The sequence below is a fragment of the Propionibacterium sp. oral taxon 192 str. F0372 genome, from assembly GCF_000413315.1.
In the GTDB taxonomy this organism is placed as follows: Bacteria; Actinomycetota; Actinomycetes; order Propionibacteriales; family Propionibacteriaceae; genus Brooklawnia.
Map to the genome: position 1 here is coordinate 1,602,313 of NZ_KE340297.1, position 16,117 is coordinate 1,618,429.

General features: G+C 60.7%; 16 protein-coding genes, 1 tRNA gene and 1 pseudogene. 15 read left to right on the forward strand and 3 right to left on the reverse strand.

All coding sequences use genetic code 11. The annotated features are described in order from the left end of the window. The first annotated feature begins 89 nt into the window (after positions 1–89). The 10 genes from HMPREF1531_RS07525 to HMPREF1531_RS07570 all read left to right on the forward strand — a co-directional run bounded on the left by HMPREF1531_RS07525 (position 90) and on the right by HMPREF1531_RS07570 (position 11,407). Entirely contained in the window at positions 90–1,394 is a 1,305-nt protein-coding gene (locus HMPREF1531_RS07525) for a haloacid dehalogenase-like hydrolase (RefSeq protein ID WP_016669338.1), read from the forward strand. 82 nt (positions 1,395–1,476) lie between these two features. Beyond that, on the forward strand, positions 1,477–1,995 hold the full coding sequence (locus tag HMPREF1531_RS07530) for a DUF501 domain-containing protein (protein ID WP_016669339.1): 519 nt from the start codon (positions 1,477–1,479) through the stop codon (positions 1,993–1,995). Then, the gene (locus tag HMPREF1531_RS07535; protein WP_016669340.1) at positions 1,988–2,923 is read left to right on the forward strand and encodes a Ppx/GppA phosphatase family protein; all 936 of its coding nucleotides are present in this window, start codon (positions 1,988–1,990) and stop codon (positions 2,921–2,923) included. Before HMPREF1531_RS07530 ends, HMPREF1531_RS07535 begins: the two co-directional genes overlap by 8 nt. A gap of 31 nt (positions 2,924–2,954) precedes the next feature. Then, positions 2,955–3,027 (forward strand) — tRNA-Leu (locus HMPREF1531_RS07540). A gap of 807 nt (positions 3,028–3,834) precedes the next feature. After that, complete coding sequence (locus HMPREF1531_RS07545; RefSeq protein WP_016669342.1) at positions 3,835–4,095, forward strand: DUF4411 family protein; 261 nt, start codon at positions 3,835–3,837, stop codon at positions 4,093–4,095. Positions 4,096–4,134: 39 nt separating this feature from the next. Further along, positions 4,135–5,706, forward strand: a complete 1,572-nt coding sequence (locus tag HMPREF1531_RS07550; RefSeq protein ID WP_016669343.1) for a type I restriction-modification system subunit M — start codon at positions 4,135–4,137, stop codon at positions 5,704–5,706. Beyond that, positions 5,703–5,960, forward strand: coding sequence for a hypothetical protein (locus HMPREF1531_RS07555; protein WP_016669344.1), 258 nt, complete (start codon positions 5,703–5,705; stop codon positions 5,958–5,960). The genes HMPREF1531_RS07550 and HMPREF1531_RS07555 overlap by 4 nt, the downstream gene beginning before the upstream one ends. Beyond that, complete coding sequence (locus HMPREF1531_RS07560) at positions 5,957–7,186, forward strand: restriction endonuclease subunit S (protein WP_016669345.1); 1,230 nt, start codon at positions 5,957–5,959, stop codon at positions 7,184–7,186. Before HMPREF1531_RS07555 ends, HMPREF1531_RS07560 begins: the two co-directional genes overlap by 4 nt. A 55-nt stretch (positions 7,187–7,241) precedes the next feature. Beyond that, complete coding sequence (locus HMPREF1531_RS07565; RefSeq protein ID WP_016669346.1) at positions 7,242–10,370, forward strand: type I restriction endonuclease subunit R; 3,129 nt, start codon at positions 7,242–7,244, stop codon at positions 10,368–10,370. Positions 10,371–10,489: 119 nt separating this feature from the next. After that, positions 10,490–11,407 carry a DUF3039 domain-containing protein gene (locus HMPREF1531_RS07570; RefSeq protein ID WP_198011014.1) on the forward strand — a complete coding sequence of 306 codons (918 nt, stop codon included), beginning with the start codon at positions 10,490–10,492 and terminating at the stop codon, positions 11,405–11,407. Here the strand turns inward: HMPREF1531_RS07570 and HMPREF1531_RS07575 are convergent. After that, complete coding sequence (locus tag HMPREF1531_RS07575; protein WP_016669348.1) at positions 11,375–11,818, reverse strand: helix-turn-helix domain-containing protein; 444 nt, start codon at positions 11,816–11,818, stop codon at positions 11,375–11,377. The genes HMPREF1531_RS07570 and HMPREF1531_RS07575 overlap by 33 nt on opposite strands. A gap of 95 nt (positions 11,819–11,913) precedes the next feature. On the opposite strand from HMPREF1531_RS07575, the gene HMPREF1531_RS07580 reads away from it, so the two are divergent. Continuing rightward, a complete protein-coding gene (locus HMPREF1531_RS07580; RefSeq protein ID WP_036897502.1) occupies positions 11,914–12,117 on the forward strand; it encodes a hypothetical protein in 204 nt (67 codons plus the stop codon). 226 nt (positions 12,118–12,343) lie between these two features. On the opposite strand, the pseudogene HMPREF1531_RS14425 reads toward HMPREF1531_RS07580, so the two are convergent. Further along, positions 12,344–12,511: pseudogene (locus HMPREF1531_RS14425) on the reverse strand (transposase family protein); the annotation flags it as partial. 175 nt (positions 12,512–12,686) lie between these two features. Between HMPREF1531_RS14425 and HMPREF1531_RS07585 the strand changes: the two are divergent. Then, positions 12,687–13,046 (forward strand): transposase, encoded by a 360-nt coding sequence (locus tag HMPREF1531_RS07585; protein ID WP_198011015.1) that lies wholly within the window; start codon positions 12,687–12,689, stop codon positions 13,044–13,046. A 341-nt stretch (positions 13,047–13,387) separates the two neighbouring features. Here the strand turns inward: HMPREF1531_RS07585 and HMPREF1531_RS07590 are convergent, their stop codons facing one another. Further along, positions 13,388–14,137 (reverse strand): TetR/AcrR family transcriptional regulator, encoded by a 750-nt coding sequence (locus HMPREF1531_RS07590; protein ID WP_016669352.1) that lies wholly within the window; start codon positions 14,135–14,137, stop codon positions 13,388–13,390. 93 nt (positions 14,138–14,230) lie between these two features. On the opposite strand from HMPREF1531_RS07590, the gene HMPREF1531_RS07595 reads away from it, so the two are divergent. The 3 genes from HMPREF1531_RS07595 to HMPREF1531_RS13920 are packed head-to-tail and all read left to right on the forward strand — an operon-like array spanning position 14,231 to position 16,009. Beyond that, entirely contained in the window at positions 14,231–15,229 is a 999-nt protein-coding gene (locus tag HMPREF1531_RS07595) for an ABC transporter ATP-binding protein (RefSeq protein WP_016669353.1), read from the forward strand. After that, on the forward strand, positions 15,226–15,651 hold the full coding sequence (locus HMPREF1531_RS13915) for a hypothetical protein (RefSeq protein ID WP_016669354.1): 426 nt from the start codon (positions 15,226–15,228) through the stop codon (positions 15,649–15,651). Before HMPREF1531_RS07595 ends, HMPREF1531_RS13915 begins: the two co-directional genes overlap by 4 nt. Then, entirely contained in the window at positions 15,551–16,009 is a 459-nt protein-coding gene (locus HMPREF1531_RS13920; RefSeq protein WP_198011016.1) for an ABC transporter permease, read from the forward strand. Before HMPREF1531_RS13915 ends, HMPREF1531_RS13920 begins: the two co-directional genes overlap by 101 nt. The last annotated feature ends 108 nt before the right edge of the window (positions 16,010–16,117 follow it).

Here is a 16,117-nt window from a genome sequence, read left to right on the forward strand (position 1 = left end):
CTGCGGACAGTTCACTATTTTCCCGCGGAGAGTAGCCTCACATCGGTACGATCTGGGCATTGTTCCGCTCCGTACCGTGAGGATCACCCATGTACAAGCGCTCAGCCATTTTGTCCCTTCCTATCGCCCTCGTCTCGTTGACGATGGCAGCCTGTGGGTCATCGCAGCCCGCAGCCTCGCCCTCCGCTGGCTCCTCGTCCGAGGCGTCGGCGTCGTCGTGCCACGCCTTGAATGCCTCTTTGGAATGGTACGGGGAGAACCGGCAACGCATTGATGCGATGATCGCCACCAGCGGTTCTTGTGGTGGGCCGGGTAATGTGTCCGGCGGGGCTCCCGTCGCCCTGTTCGACTGGGACAACACCGTCGTCAAAAACGACATAGGGGATGCTCAGACTTTCTGGATGCTTGCGAACGGCAAGGTGCGTCAGCCTGCGGGGAAGAATTGGCGCAATGTTTCGCCATGGTTCACCGATGCGGCAGTGAAAGCCCTCTCTGCTGCCTGTGACGCCTTGGGTGAGGAGGGCCAGCCGATGGACACCGCTTCCCAGACCGGGGCGGCATGTGCCGACGAGATCTTGTCGATCTACTCCGAGGGCGAGACGACCGCCGACGAGGATGCCTTCGATGATTTCAATGCCCGGCGTATCGAGCCCCAGTACGCCTTGGCCGCCCAGTTGCTGTCCGGTTGGAGCGTCGATGAGGTGAAGCAGTTTGCCACCGCTGCCCGCGAGCAGAACACCACTGCCAAACAGGGCACCGAGCAGATGATCGGAACCACCGAGGTTACTGGATGGGTGCGCTACTACGAGCAGATCACCGACCTCATCGAGACCCTGAAAGCCAACGGTTTTGATGTGCGGATCATCTCCGCATCGGCCGAGCCGGTCGCCGAGGTCTGGGGTGAACCCTTGGGGTTGAGTTCCGACAAGGTGATGGGTGTGATGACTACGTCCGATGCCGAGGGGAAACTGACCCCGAAGCTGGCCTCCTGCGGCGGGGATGAGGCTGCCATGCCCTACATCGAGGGCAAACGCTGCCGGGTGAATGAGGAGGTCTTCGGCATCGAATCGGCCAAGGCTTTCGAGATCGCCCCAGAGACCAGCCGTGCCGTTTTCGCCGCAGGTGATTCCACCACCGATGTCTCCTTCATGTCGGATGCAACCCAGCTGCGGCTGGTGATCAACCGCAACAAGACCGAGTTGATGTGCGAGGCGTATTTCAACGAGGACGGCAAGTGGATCGTCAATCCGATGTTCATTGACCCGAAATCGCAGCACGAGCCCTACGCTTGTTCCACCGAGGGCATGGTGCTTCCCGATGGCGATGATGGGCCGCTGCTTGATGGCAAGGGGCAGGTTGTACCCGACCAGCCCGATTCGGTGTTCGCAGGCTGAGGCTGTAACCGCTCCGGGCTTCGTTGCCGAGGAGCCCGTGCGGGGGTCTTGGTGCCCGGGCAGTGTGCGGGATCATGACACAATGGCCCTCATGCGTTGCGAACCCTTCACCGCCTCGGATGCGGCGGCGGCCGCCGAGCAACTCGGACGAGAGATGCGTGGTGTGGTTGGCGTCGCGTGGCGATGCCCATGTGGGAGGCCCGGGGTATTGGCAACGATGCCCCGGCTTCCCAATGGGACCCCGTTCCCGACGAGCTACTACATGACCTGCCAGCACGTGATCCGTGCGGTGTCTCGGCTGGAGGCGACGGGGGTCATGGCGGAGATGACGGCCCGGCTGGCCACCGATCCTGAATTGGCCGATGCCTATCGCCGGGCCCATGAGGCCTATCTGGCGGATCGCCGGGAGTTGGCCGCCCAGCTGGGTGAGGAGGTGCCGGAGATTGAGGGAGTCAGCGCCGGCGGTATGCCCACCCGGGTGAAGTGCCTGCATGCCCTGGTGGCCCACTCCTTGGCGGTCGGCCCGGGGGTGAATCCGATCGGCGACGAGGCGCTGGGGATGCTGGGTGAGTTCTGGACCGAGGAGGAATCCGATGACTGAGCGTATCGCGGCGCTGGATGCTGGCACCAACACCTTTCGGCTGTATGTCGCCGAGGTGGGTGACGACGGCACGCTGCACGAATTGGTACGCACTGTCGCCTTTGCCGGGCTGGGCCAGGGGGTGGATACCACGGGGAGGTTCGATCCGGAGGCGATCGCCCGCGCGATGGCGATCCTGGATGAGTACGTGGCGGTGATGCGTTCTCGCAAGGTGTCCCGGGTCCGGATGGTGGCGACTTCGGCGGCCCGGGATGCTGAGAACAGGGCAGATCTCTTCGATGCCGTGCGCCAGCGGCTGGGTTCCGGCGCCGAGGTGGTGTCGGGGACCGAGGAGGCCGCGTTGTCATTCGCCGGGGCAGTATGCGGAGCGCGGATCGATGCCTCGCCGGTGCTGGTGATGGATTCTGGGGGCGGATCGACGGAGTTGGTGCTGGGACGTGCTGGGGGTGAGGTGATTTCCTCGGCGTCGTTGGATGTCGGGTCTCGCCGGATCCGGGAGCGGTATCTGCATGATGATCCGCCGGTCATCGAGCAGGTCGATGCCGCGCGCGCGGAGGTTAACCGGTTGCTCGACGGGGTGGATTTCCTCGATGGGGTGGGTACCTTCGTCGGGGTTGCCGGTACCGTCACCACGATCACGGCTTTGGTGAAGCGGCTGCACGCTTACGATCGTGACAAGGTGCATCGTGCGGAGATTACCTGCGAGGAGATCAAGGAGATCAGCGACCAGTTGCTGGCGCTGCCGGTAAGTGAGATCGAGAAGCTGGGGCCGGTGCCCCCAGAACGTGCGAAAGTTCTCAGTGGCGGGGCGTTGATCGTCGGCGAGGTGGCCAAGCGGGTTTGTCTCCCGCTGCAGGCTTGCGAATCGGACATTCTGGATGCGGTGGCGGCATCGGTAGTCGCAGGAAAGGGGCATGCTTTCAGGTAATTTTGGTGATGGTCAGGCGCTGTGGTGTTTGGCCCCCGTAGCCCAACGGTAGAGGCAAGCGGCTTAAACCCGCTCAAGTATGGGTTCGAATCCCATCGGGGGCACTCAACGCACAAGGGTCGAAACCTTGGCCCGAAGATTCAAGGGCCAGGTCCGGACCTTGTCGATGTTCGTGGCTCAGGTGAGCGTGTCTACATTGACCTCGGGGTCGAGGGGACTGCACGCCCCGCTTTCAAGCATCGCTGCTGCCACCTACACACCCTTCGGGATACTCTTCCTGTCCCAGTCGCCGGTTGAGGACATCCCCATCCCGGACATGCGGACCATTCGCGACGCCGGAGTCCGCGAACAGTCCGCCGATCTGCTGGAGACGATCTATCTGTGTCAGAGGCGCCAGATTGGTACCGTGACGACGCCCTCGACTCCGGGGGGTGACCCCGCTCTCCGACGCGGCTGCGGGCGCCGCGCAGGGGACGAAAGAGAGGAGCGCTGGTGCAACCAGGGCGCCGCGGAGGTTTTAGTACCTCGCGACTCGCTCCAGTCGGAATGGGCAGGGGCTGTGATGAAGACCAGTTGGACCGTTTGGCGTCCCGCTACAAAGCCAGCACCCTCGTCGTGCTCGCCAGACTCTGGGATGCCGGGTACCTCATGTGGGATGAGTACAAGGCCTGATACGAGCGAGGTCGAGCGCCAGCGTGTCATGGAATGCATGGATTCCCAGAAGAATTGCGGCGGGGGCGGGAACTACTACCACACCCAACTGCGACGTCTTGGGCATTCCTTCACGCGAGCTGTGATCTCCTCGACCCTAGAGGGACGGACGACATACCGGGATGCCTACCGGTTGCGCGGGACCATTAAGCATTGCATTCGACCTTTGATGGGCTGGCGAAGAGAGCAGGACCAGCGTGATGTACCTTGTAGACGCCAACGTCCTCATTGAGGCGAAGAACCGCTACTCCGCCTTTGACATCGCGCCCGGCTTCTGGAAGTGGCTCGACCAGGCGCACCTTCGAGGTACGGTGTTCAGCATTGAGAGGGTCGGCGAGGAACTCGGGCACGGCACCCCAGCGCCGGGAGGCGCGGCCTACCGCAAACAGTCCTGGTCGTCGGGCATGGCCTCTGCCGGTTTCGTCAGTGGGTTTCTAGTACGGTATGAGCACACCTGCTGAGAACAGCATTGAGCGCGCCGTTGGCGTAGGAGACATACGATGGCACCGACCACCAAAGAGGCCCAGCGGGCCGAGTTGCACAAGACCATCTGGCGGATCGCCAACGACCTGCGCGGCTCGGTGGACGGCTGGGATTTCAAGGCCTACGTCCTGGGCATGCTGTTCTACCGGTTCATTTCAGAGAACCTCACCGCCTATATAAACCAGGGCGAGCACGAGGCCGGGAATTCCCAGTACGACTATGCCGAAGAGTCCGATCACCGGGCCTGCGGCATTCGTGCGGGCCTCGTGGCAGAGAAGGGGTTCTTCATCTTCCCCTCAGAGCTGTTCACCAATGTCCGCGAGCGGGCGCCCCGGGATGAAAAGCTAAACGAAACCCTGGAGCGGGTATTCCGCAACATCGAGGGGTCGGCGGTCAGCACGCCGGCCGAGGGAGCGTTGAAGGGTCTGTTCGACGACCTTGACGTCAATAGCTCCAAGCTTGGCCCGACGGTACACAAGCGCAACGGGAAACTCGTCAAGCTCCTGAACGCGATCGGCGATCTGCCACTGGGCAATTTCGAGGACCATTCGATCGACCTTTTCGGGGACGCCTACGAATACCTCATGGGCATGTATGCCTCACAGGCTGGCAAGTCCGGTGGGGAATATTACACCCCGCAGGAGGTCTCGGAGCTGCTGGCCCGGCTGACGGTGGTCGGCAAGACCGAGGTGAACAAGGTCTACGACCCGGCCTGCGGGTCGGGGTCGCTGCTGCTGAAATTCGCCAAGGTTCTCGGGCCAGACCGAGTTCGCAACGGTTTCTACGGGCAGGAGATCAACCTGACCACGTACAACCTGGCGCGGATCAACATGTTCCTGCACGACATCAACTACGAGCACTTCAGCATTGAGCACGGCGATACCCTGACCGACCCCAGGCATTGGGACGATGAGCCGTTCGAGGCGATCGTGTCGAATCCTCCCTATTCGACGAAGTGGGAGGGAAACGACAATCCGCTGCTCATCAACGACGAACGGTTCGCCCCCGCCGGGGTGCTGGCGCCGAAGTCGAAGGCGGACCTGGCATTCACCATGCACATCCTGTCGTGGCTGAGCGTCAACGGCACCGCGGCGATCGTCGAGTTCCCCGGCGTGCTGTATCGCGGGGGCGCGGAACGCAAGATCCGCAAATACCTCATCGACAACAACTACGTGGACGCCGTGATCCAGTTGCCGCCGGATCTGTTCTTCGGCACCACCATCGCCACCTGCATCATCGTGCTGAAGAAATCGAAGCCCGAGAACACGGTGCTGTTCATTGACGCCTCGGGTGAGTTCAGCCGGGTCGGGAACAAGAACAAGCTGTTGCGGCAGCACCAGGATCACATCTTGGAGACCTTCACCGCTCGCATCGACGTGGACCACGTCGCCAAGCTCGTGACCAACGAAGATCTCGCGGCCAACGACTACAACATCTCGGTGTCCTCCTATGTCGAGAAGGAGGACACCCGCGAGGCCGTGGACATCCAGGCCCTCAATGCCGAGATCGCCCGCATCGTTGCCCGCCAGGCCGAGTTGCGTACCGAGATCGACGCCATCGTCGCCGACCTGGAGGGAGAGCCGTCGTGACCGGGGGAGCAGCCGGCGAGGTGATCCTCTACCAGCGTGACGACGGTGCCCCCGCGCTTGAGGTGCGCCTGGAGGAAGAGACCGTCTGGCTCAGCCAGCAGCAGATCGCCGAGCTGTTCCAGACCTCCCGCACCAACATCGTCGAGCACCTCCGGAACATTTACGACGAGGCAGAGTTGGACGAGGCTGCAACCTGTCGGAGATTCCGACAGGTTCGCACCGAGGGTTCCCGTCAGATCGAAGGCAAGAAATGAGCCACATCGACAAGCTGATCGCAGACCTGTGCCCGAATGGGATCGAATTCATCAAGATTGAAGATCTTTTCGACCTCAAGAACGGATACACGCCCTCGAAATCTAATTCATCATTCTGGGAAAATGGAACAGTCCCTTGGTTTCGTATGGAGGACATTCGAACAAACGGCAGGGTGCTCAACCACTCCGTTCAACAGATCAGCGAATCAGGAGTAAAGAGCGGAAAGCTCTTCCCACCCAACTCGCTACTCGTAGCCACTTCGGCAACCATCGGCGAACATGCGCTAATCACGGTACCGCATCTCTCCAACCAGAGATTCACATCCCTCTCGGTCAAACACAAGTGGACAGACCAAGTAGACATCAAGTTTCTCTATCACTACGCCTTCATCCTCGACAATTGGTGCAGAGCAAATACAACTACATCCAGCTTCGCCTCTGTCGACATGACCGGCTTCAAAAATTATCCTATCCCCATCCCACCGCTTGAGGTACAGCGGGAGATCGTGAGAGTGCTGGATAAGTTCACCCAGCTGGAAGCGGAGCTGGAAGCGGAGCTGGAAGCTCGCCGCCGCCAATACGAGTATTACCGAGATCACCTGTTGACTTTCAGTGAAGAAGCCACACTACCGAGGCTCCCCCTCGGCGAAGTAGCTTTAATTGTTCGCGGCGCTTCACCTCGACCGATCCGGAAGTTTCTCACCTCAGATAAGAGCGGGGTACCATGGATCAAAATCGGAGATGTCGCAGCAGCGGACAAATACATCGCTACTACGACTGAGCGAATCACCGAAGCAGGCGCGGCTAAATCTAGACGCGTCTCTCCTGGGGACTTCGTTCTTTCTAACTCGATGAGCTTCGGCCGACCTTTTATCATGAAGATCGAAGGATGCGTCCATGACGGATGGCTTGTGATTAGCAACTTCGATAAATCGTTCATTCCAGATTTTCTTTATCACCTACTTCGCTCTCAACCAATACAAGAAGAGTTTGCGCGTCGAGCTGGTTCCGGAGGTGCTGTTTCGAACCTAAACTCCGATACGGTGAAGACTCTCACTGTGCCTATTCCTCCTTTGCAAGAACAACGTCGTATCGTCTCAATCCTGGACAAGTTCGACTCCCTGGTGAACGATCTCAGCATTGGTCTTCCGGCGGAGCTGGCGGCTCGGCGGAAGCAGTATGAATATTACCGGGATCGGCTGCTGACTTTTGAGGAGAAACGATGATCCCCAGCCTTGTCTGTCTGGACGAAGACTTCTTCGACACCCTGTGAGCCGCGCGATGAAACCGAACGACCACACCCAGCCCACGGTCGTCTCCTATGACCCGATTGCGGTCTCGATGGAGTCCACGGTCGTCGCAGAGTACATCCCTGACCCGCACGAGGAGACCGCCTATCAGTCAGAGGCGGCCCTGGAGGCCGAACTCATCCGGGTGCTGCAGTCACAGGCCTATGAGTATCTGCCGATCCGTTCGGAGGCCGACCTGATCGGCAACCTGAGGACCCAGCTGGAACTGTTGAACGGCTTTCAGTTCTCGGACGCCGAATGGGGCCGGTTCTTCACCACCTGCATTGCCGGGAAGAACGACGGCATCACCGAAAAAACGGTGCGCATCCACGAGGACAACGTGCAGCTGCTTCGCCGGGACGACGGCACCACCAAGAATGTGCTGCTGATCGACCGTCGGCGCATCCACAACAACCGGCTCCAGGTCATCAACCAGTACGAGATCGGCCAAGGCGAGGGAGGCGCCAGGTATTCCAACCGGTACGACGTGACGATCCTCGTCAACGGGCTGCCGCTGGTCCATATCGAACTCAAGCGCCGGGGCGTGGACATCCGTGAGGCGTTCAACCAGATCGACCGGTACCAGCGAGACAGCTTCTGGGCGGGCAGCGGCCTGTTTGAGTACGTTCAGCTGTTCGTCATCTCCAACGGCACCCTCACCAAATACTATTCCAACACCACCCGCAGCCAACACCTGAAGGAAGGGCAGCAGGCCAGCCGCAGACGCAAAACCTCCAATTCATTCGAGTTCACCTCGTGGTGGGCGGACGCCAGGAACCAGCCGATCCGTGACCTGATCGCGTTCGCCAAAACCTTCTTCGCCCGGCACACGCTGCTCAACATCCTCACCCGGTACTGCGTCCTCACCGTCGACAAGATGCTGCTGGTGATGCGTCCCTACCAGATCGTCGCCGCCGAAAAGATGCTGCAGCGCATCGAGATCGCCACCAATTACAAGAAACTCGGCACTATCGACGCCGGCGGCTACGTCTGGCACACCACCGGCTCGGGCAAGACCCTAACCAGTTTCAAGGCCGCCCAACTCGCCACCCAGATAGACAGCGTTGACAAGGTGCTTTTCGTGGTGGACCGCAAGGACCTGGACTACCAGACCATGCGCGAATACGACCGTTTCCAGAAGGGCGCGGCCAATTCCAATACCTCCACCGCGGTGCTCAAACACCAGCTGGAAAGCCGGGACGCCACGATCATCATCACGACGATCCAGAAACTCTCCACCTTCATCAAGGCCAACCCCAGCCACGACGTCTACCGTCAGCACGTTGTCATCATCTTCGACGAATGCCACCGCTCCCAGTTCGGGGACATGCACACCGCGATCACCAAGGCGTTCAAGCGGTACAACTTGTTTGGTTTCACGGGCACACCGATCTTCGCGGTCAACGCGGCCAGCGGCGGGAACCCCCGGCTGAAAACTACCGAACAGGCCTTTGGGGAGAAGCTCCACACCTACACGATCGTGGACGCCATCACCGACAAGAACGTGTTGCCGTTCCGCATCGACTACGTCAGCACCGTGCAGGTGGGCAGCGTCATCGACAAGCAGGTGTCGGCTATCGACACCGAGCGGGCGCTGCTCGACCCGGAACGCATCGGCAAGATCGTCTCCTATGTGCTTGAGCATTTCGACCAGAAAACGAAACGCGCTTCCAGTTACGACCACTTGGTCGTCACCAATGTGGCCGAATCCAGCCGCACCTCTCGCCGCGCCGAAGCACTTCGGGGCCGTCGCCGGGTGCATGGTTTCAATGCGCTGTTCGCAACCGCATCCATTGAGGCCGCCCGGGTCTACTACAACCACTTTGCGCTGCTGCAAGAAGACCTACCGCCCGACCGCAGGCTGAAGATCGGCCTAATCTACTCCTACGGAGCCAACGAGGCTGCCAGCGACGGGATCATCGACGACGAGGCCTTCGACACCGACGAGCTGCCCGCCGACGCCCGCAGCTTCCTGGAGGACGCGATCCAGGATTACAACAACCTGTTTGGCACCAGCTACGACACCAGCGCCGAGAAGTTCCAGAACTACTACAAGGATCTCTCCCAGCGGATCAAGAACCGGGAAATCGACCTGGTCATCGTCGTCAACATGTTCCTTACCGGCTTCGACGCCACCACCCTCAACACCCTTTTCGTCGATAAGAACCTGCGCGCCCACGGCCTCATCCAGGCCTATTCCCGCACCAACCGGATCCTGAACTCGGTGAAGACCTACGGCAATATCGTCGCCTTCCGCAACCTGGAGGACGAGACCAACGCCGCGCTGGAACTGTTCGGCAACCGGGAGGCCCGCGGCGTCGTCCTGCTCAAGCCCTACCAGGACTACTACCGTGAATACGCCGACAAGGTCACCGAGTTGCTGGAGACCTTCCCGCTCGGGCAGCCGATTATCGGAGAGGCAGCACAGAAGGCCTTCATCGCGCTGTTCGGCGCAATCCTGCGGCTGCAGAACATCCTCTCCGCATTCGATGACTTCGCCGGGAACGAGATCCTCAACGAACGCCAGGAGCAGGACTACCGCAGCATCTACCTCGACCTCTACGCCCAGTTCCGTCAAACCCAGGACGCCGAGAAGGAAGTCATCAACGACGACGTGGTCTTCGAGATCGAACTCATCAAACAGGTGGAGATCAACGTCGATTACATCCTCATGCTGGTGCAGAAGTACCGGGACGAACACGGCGACGGCGACGACAAGGAGATCCGCTCCGAGATCACCCGGGCGGTCAATGCCAGCCCGACGCTGCGCAACAAGAGGGACCTCATTGAGGCCTTCGTCGACTCGGTGTCTGTTCACGGGCACATCGACGACGAATGGGTGGCCTTCATCGAGGCCAAGCGCGAGGCCGAGCTCGCCGGGATCATCGCAGACGAGAACCTCAAACCGGAAGCTGCCCGAGCGTTCGTCCAAAACGCCTTCCGCAACGGCGAGTTGCGCGCCACCGGGACGGCCATCACCAAGATCTTGCCGCCGGTCTCCCGCTATGCTCCGAGCGGCGGCCACGACGAAACGAAACGGCGGGTGATTGCCAGGCTGAGTGCCTTCGTCGAACGCTTCCTCGGGTTGGGTGCCCCACCAGCCGAACCCCGGGCATCATGACTGACCTCTCTGGGCGGCGTCCGCCCCGGCCAACGCTACGGTTTCTCCAACTCCTCCCTCGGGAGTCCTTTCCCAAACCCAGTGCTCTGCAGGCTATCGAGAACCGGGAATGGTCCCAGGTGCGTATTGATGCCATTGAGCATTCTCTGATCGCCGACGCGGCGCGACGATTCGCTGAGGGGCTCCCGGACCGGCACCAAGAGGCATCAAAGCAGCTCGGTCGGGCGGTATTTGAGGTTCGCTCAAGGACGGGAGCGGCGTGGCGAGGTGCTGCCGTTCTTGACGAGCACGGTGACCCGTGGCTGGTGTGGGCGGCGCCCCATGACAAGTTCCATGCCCAAGTCTGCGACGTGCTCAAGAACCTGGACCATTGGATGCCAACAGCTGCGGAGTACAAGCTGCGCGACCGCGAAGCCGAAGCCAACAGACTCTCCGTCTGGCAGAGGGAGACAATTGCCTTCTTCTGTCAGGTGCTGGCTGAAGCTGTGAACACGGGGAAGGACACCTTCTCCTTTCCCAGTTATGACCGCAACACCCACCTGAACTTGTCCATCACCTTGGAGCATGACGCTCCCACCGGAGCACCCGAAACGGACTCGTCGCTCGTCACACTTCAGCTACGGCTGGGCAGTTCCTGTGACAGCTTCGTTCAGCTGGTCTTGCCCGTGCTCCAACCCGACATCAGCATGATCGACTCCACGTACACGCAGAACGGTGAGCTAGAACTGTGGGTCAGCGTTTCTCAAGCCAAGCTGTTTCAGCTTCTGGCTGCGGTAGAGATCTCCGGCGGTGAGATTGATCCGGATCCGCCCTGTACTCCCCTGAGCCATCTACACTATGTCGGTTGCCATTACCTCAGCGAGGCTTTAGTGATAGGAGCAGCAACTCGAGCTGTGTGCGGACTGTGGTTCGTCCCGACACGAGACGAGAGCGCTGACCTGCCGCTTTGTCCTGAATGCGAGCGTCGCAAGCCCATAGCTCAGGCGGCCGCGGCCCTGATCGAGTCACTCCGCGATCAACGTATTCAGGGCAGCTAGGTCTTCGTCGGTCAGTGGAGCCGCTTCGTCCATTGCCTGAACCTGTGCGTGGGCACGCGTCCCCAGGAGCCGGTTGACATGGGCGTTCGCGCGTTCGTGGCGTTCGATGTAGTCGCGCAGGTCGGTCATCGCGATGCGCCGGTTCGACCCGACCAAGCGGTAGGCCAACAGACCCCGATCCATGATCTTCACCAGATGTGGGCGGCTTACCTGCAACAGTTGGGCCGCCTGATTGGGGGTCAGTTCCTTGTCGGAGGCGAGCAGCGTCACGTCCGCACCGCGCCGCACCGCATCAAGCAGACCTTCGAGCATGACCGCGAGCGGCGAACCCTGAGGCAAACCCTGAGCAAACTCTTCCGTTTGAGCCAGCTCGGCAGCAGAAACCTTGTCAGCAGTCAGCGTCGTGGACATGAGACAAACCCTCACTCGCATAGATGCAATATCTGAAAAGAATGTACCAGCTGTTCAGACCTTCGCCAACTGGAGGACTGCTACCCGGTTCAACGGTGAGATCGTCGCAGACGGTGGGCCATCGGCGCTTCGTTGCTGTACCCCTGGGTCACCTACGCCCACTCGGCCGCTTCGCCCCGGACGAGCGGGCCGCCCTGATAGATTTGCAGCCGCCCGCCCGACCCACGCGGGTGGAACCCTACGAGGTCGCCAACGCCCGGATCGGCGACACTATCTTCTACCTCATCGCGAAGGACTGACTCGCCCATCCCACGATTCGCGGGCTCCGCGCTGGCGCCCTGGCTTGAGCTCAGCCTCGAAAGCCGTCCTGAACACCCAGACGGCATTACTTTCATCACTGGTTGCCTAGGCGCATATTGAGACTCATTCACAGAGGCTAATCTGCAGGCGACGCGCCGACCAATGAAACCCCTACTCAGAGCGCACTTGAGGATGGCTGTGAATAAGGGGGTTGTTCACGAGGAGTTACCAGTTGAGTCTGTAGAGTTCTAGTTTTATGATCGTTTGGATGATGTTGGGGAGTTCGTGGAGTGGTCCTCGGTAGCCGGTTTTGAGGATTTTCCATTTTTTGAGTTGGGTGATGCAGTGTTCGATTCTTGCTCTGAGGCTGGTGATCGTAGCGTTGAATGTTTTCTGCCACTGCTTCCGGGGGTGTGGGGTGTTCGTTTAATGGGTGTGAGTAGGGAGATCTTTCGGCTATGAAGAACCCCTGCTATCCGTGAGGCGACCTCCAGGATCTGATCGAAAATTCAAGCCCTTGACAGAGTCGTAACGCATCGGTTCTCTAAGGGCGTTTACTTCCATAAATGTGGCTCGTGCCTACCCAAAACAGGAATTACACCTGGTGATAGACAACTACACCGCGCACAAGCGCATCGAGGTCCGTGACTGGCTTACAGCAAACCCGCGCATCAAGCTTCACTTCACCGCAACGTTGGGGTTATGGTTGAACCTGGTCGAGGTCTGGTTCGGCATCATCGAACGTCAGGCCATCCGACGCGGTCCCTTCGTCTCGGTTCGCGAGTTGATCGACAAGATCCGCGAATTCATCAACAGCTGGAACAACCGGACACACCTGTTCGTCTGGACCAAAACTCAGACGAAATTCTCACCAAAATCGACCGCACACGTAAACCCATCTCAACGCCACGCCACTAGAAAGGTTTGAGTCTTCCCATTGCGCGCATCACACGCCGAGGATCGGTCATTGATGACTTATATGGGCGTTCGCTACGCTCGCAGGCACCCCGAGACAGGCGAGAAGCCACGCTTTTCAAAGGCCAGGCTAGGGTTCTCAAATTTACTACGCATGGGCACTGGCGACTAGGACGGGAGAACTCCGCGCTTGCGCAGCGCGTCAGGTTCCGGGGTCGTCGCGGCAGCGGTCACTGCAGCTGTTGGTGCGGCCTTGCCATGGTTGGTGGGCGCATCGCGTTGTGGTTCCCGGGGTCGGGTAGTTGGGACTGAACCGCCGAAGGGACCCAACAATCGCGCCTCAGTATCTGCTGGCTAGGAATCATGATGGCCGTGATAGTCCTCTTCCCTGCCCTTCTGGTTGTGCCAGGCCCTCTCGGCTGCGATCAGCCGTTCCCGGATCGCCGGATGAAGCATCACATCGTCCGGCAGGCTGGATGGCTCGGCAGCAGAGCTCTGGGCGGGGCACAACAGTCGCATCATTCCAATCCGGAGAAGCTCCGGATTGAGCGCCTTGCTCCCGGCCAGGGCTAATGTGGCCGCTCCTTGGTCCAGTGCAGCCAGGAGCGCGCCGAGGTGCTCATCGCTCAATTCGTCGGCCACTTCTTCCTCGCTGCGCTCTGCCTGTGCCTTGCGTGTGCCCTCGACCACTGCGCCATAGATGACCGGGAGCATGTCGATGCGCCGTGCTACCTCGGCGTGCAGAGCTTCATCCCGGGCTGCCAGCGCCACGAACTCCAAGGTGGCCAGCCCAAATCCGCGAATGACGGTGGTTGCATCGTCGTCAGCCGTCAGATCCGTGGGATGAGATTTGAACAGATCCCAGCCGCCCTGTGCGAAGGAGTGCTCAATGTTCATGTCCATGACGGCTAGAAACAGTTCGGCCTTGTTCGCGAAATTCGAGTAGACCGCGCCTTTCGAGAACCCTGCCGTGCGGGCGATCTCCTCCAGTTTGGCGCCGTGATAGCCGTCGCGCGCAAAGGAGGCTCGGGCAGTGAAGATGATCGCCTCGCGAGTCTGTCGCTGGCGGTCGCGACGGCTGATCGGATCAGGGAGAATGGTCACCCCTCGATCGTACGGGCAATGATGGTGTTGACCTCGGCGTGAAACTCGCATACTCTCAGTATGCAAATACCGTGGGTATGCGAAAGGAGTTCCGTGACTGCCGCCAGCCTTCGTATCACTGGCCTGACCCGCCGCTTCGGTGTCGTCGTGGCCAACGATTCTGTCGATCTGACCGTAGAACCCGGCACTGTTGTGGGTCTGCTGGGTCACAACGGTGCGGGCAAAACCACGCTGGTCTCCCAGGTGGTCGGACTGTTGCGGCCCGACGCGGGCCAGATCCGCGTCGGAGCTATCGACGCCGTCGCCCACCCCGCTGCGGCCCGGCGTTTGGTCGCCATCCAGCCCCAGGCCCAGTCCCCGATCGATGGGCTCACCCCGCGTGATGCCGTGGAGATCGCTGCTCGCCTGCGAGGGCTTTCCGCCCACGACGCCCGTGCCGCATCGTTGGCCATGGCCGAGGAGCTTGACTATGGTCCGTGGCTGATGCGTCGTGCCCTGCCCGAAGGTGGTGGCCTGTCCGGAGGGATCCGCAGGCTCGTCGGCTTTGCGATGGCGGCGGTCGCGCCTACGCCGCTGCTTATCCTCGACGAACCGACCAACGACGTCGATGCCTCCCGGCGCAGGTTGCTGTGGGATGCCGTACGACGCCGGGCCGACGCCGGGTCCGGGGTCCTGTTGGTCACTCACAATGTCGTCGAGGCGGAGCAGGTGCTTGATGAGCTCGTCATCCTCGATCGTGGCCGCGTCGTCGCCAGTGGATCACCTGCCCACCTGCGCGGGAACTCCGAGGGCTTACGCCTGGAATTGAACCTGCCTCCCGGTGCCAGGTCCCCACTTGACGATGCTGCAGCAACGCCGCTGCCCACCCAGCCGATGCGTGTCGTCCACGCCGGACGCCGGATCCTGATCACCATTGCATCCAAGGATGCCGCCTCCTGTGCTGAGTGGGCCACCGGGCAACGTGAGATCGGAACGATCGAGACCTACGCCATCACCCCCGTCGCCCTTGAAGACACCTACCTGGCTCTTACCGGCGCCCCGGAAGGTGAGGAAGGCACCACAGGTGAGCGTGAGAAGGAGAACGCAGCATGACTAGCACATCTATCACTCCGGTGGATTCCAGCACACCGACAGCCGCCCACACTGGCATCTGGACTATCTACCGCGTCATGCTGCGGTGGAACCTGCTCTCCCTGGGCCCCATGCTTCCCTTAGTCATCGTGGTTCAGAGCCTCATGGCGGCCGGGATCATCATCGGTTTCGGGCTGATCATCCCTCACATCGATTCCCAGCCCGCCATCGCACTGTTCATGGTCACCGGCACCCCGACGGTGCTGCTCATGACCGTCGGGTTCGTCATGGTGCCCCAGACCGTGGCGCAAGCCCGCACCAATGGCCATGCGCACTCTTCCTGTGCCACGTCCGATACTTCTGGCCACCGATCTGACCATGTGGATGGCCGTTGCGTTGCCCGGGGTGGCGGTCGCCGTTGGGGTCGGTTTGCTGCGCTTTGACCTGCCCCTGAAGATCAACTGGCCGCTGCTCATCGCCGCGTCGCTTCTGGTGGCGATCATGGCGGCGTCGGTGGGGTATGCAATCGCGGTGAGTCTGCGCCCCATGACAGCACAGGTGGTCACCCAGGTGCTGGTCTTCTTCGTTCTGCTGTTTTCCCCGGTCACCTTCCCCGCCTCCCAGTTACCACAGTGGTTCCGAACCGCCCATGATTGGCTTCCGGTACGCCCCGCGGCCGATCTGTTGCGCACGGGATTGGCATCGGGCACCTACGCCTGGCAGGGTCGGGATCTCGTGGTGCTCGCGGTGTGGACGATGGTGGGCCTGGCGATTACGTTGCGGGCACTGAATCGCAGGTGATGTGGCCTTTAGACAATCGCGACATAGCTGCTCGTCAGTTCACACTGTGGGTGATCACGGTTGCGTGGAGTCGTTTCCTGTAGTCTTGAGCCGGTCAATCCAATTCTC

What these genes read in the sequence shown, in the direction of transcription:
- HMPREF1531_RS07535 (WP_016669340.1), top strand. Translation starts at nt 1,988, where the DNA reads ATGACTGAGCGTATCGCGGCGCTGGATGCTGGCACCAACACCTTTCGG.
- HMPREF1531_RS13915 (WP_016669354.1), top strand. Translation starts at nt 15,226, where the DNA reads ATGACTAGCACATCTATCACTCCGGTGGATTCCAGCACACCGACAGCC.
- HMPREF1531_RS07575 (WP_016669348.1), bottom strand. Translation starts at nt 11,818, where the DNA reads ATGTCCACGACGCTGACTGCTGACAAGGTTTCTGCTGCCGAGCTGGCT.
- HMPREF1531_RS07525 (WP_016669338.1), top strand. Translation starts at nt 90, where the DNA reads ATGTACAAGCGCTCAGCCATTTTGTCCCTTCCTATCGCCCTCGTCTCG.
- HMPREF1531_RS07560 (WP_016669345.1), top strand. Translation starts at nt 5,957, where the DNA reads ATGAGCCACATCGACAAGCTGATCGCAGACCTGTGCCCGAATGGGATC.
- HMPREF1531_RS07530 (WP_016669339.1), top strand. Translation starts at nt 1,477, where the DNA reads ATGGCCCTCATGCGTTGCGAACCCTTCACCGCCTCGGATGCGGCGGCG.
- HMPREF1531_RS07550 (WP_016669343.1), top strand. Translation starts at nt 4,135, where the DNA reads ATGGCACCGACCACCAAAGAGGCCCAGCGGGCCGAGTTGCACAAGACC.
- HMPREF1531_RS07545 (WP_016669342.1), top strand. Translation starts at nt 3,835, where the DNA reads ATGTACCTTGTAGACGCCAACGTCCTCATTGAGGCGAAGAACCGCTAC.
- HMPREF1531_RS07565 (WP_016669346.1), top strand. Translation starts at nt 7,242, where the DNA reads ATGAAACCGAACGACCACACCCAGCCCACGGTCGTCTCCTATGACCCG.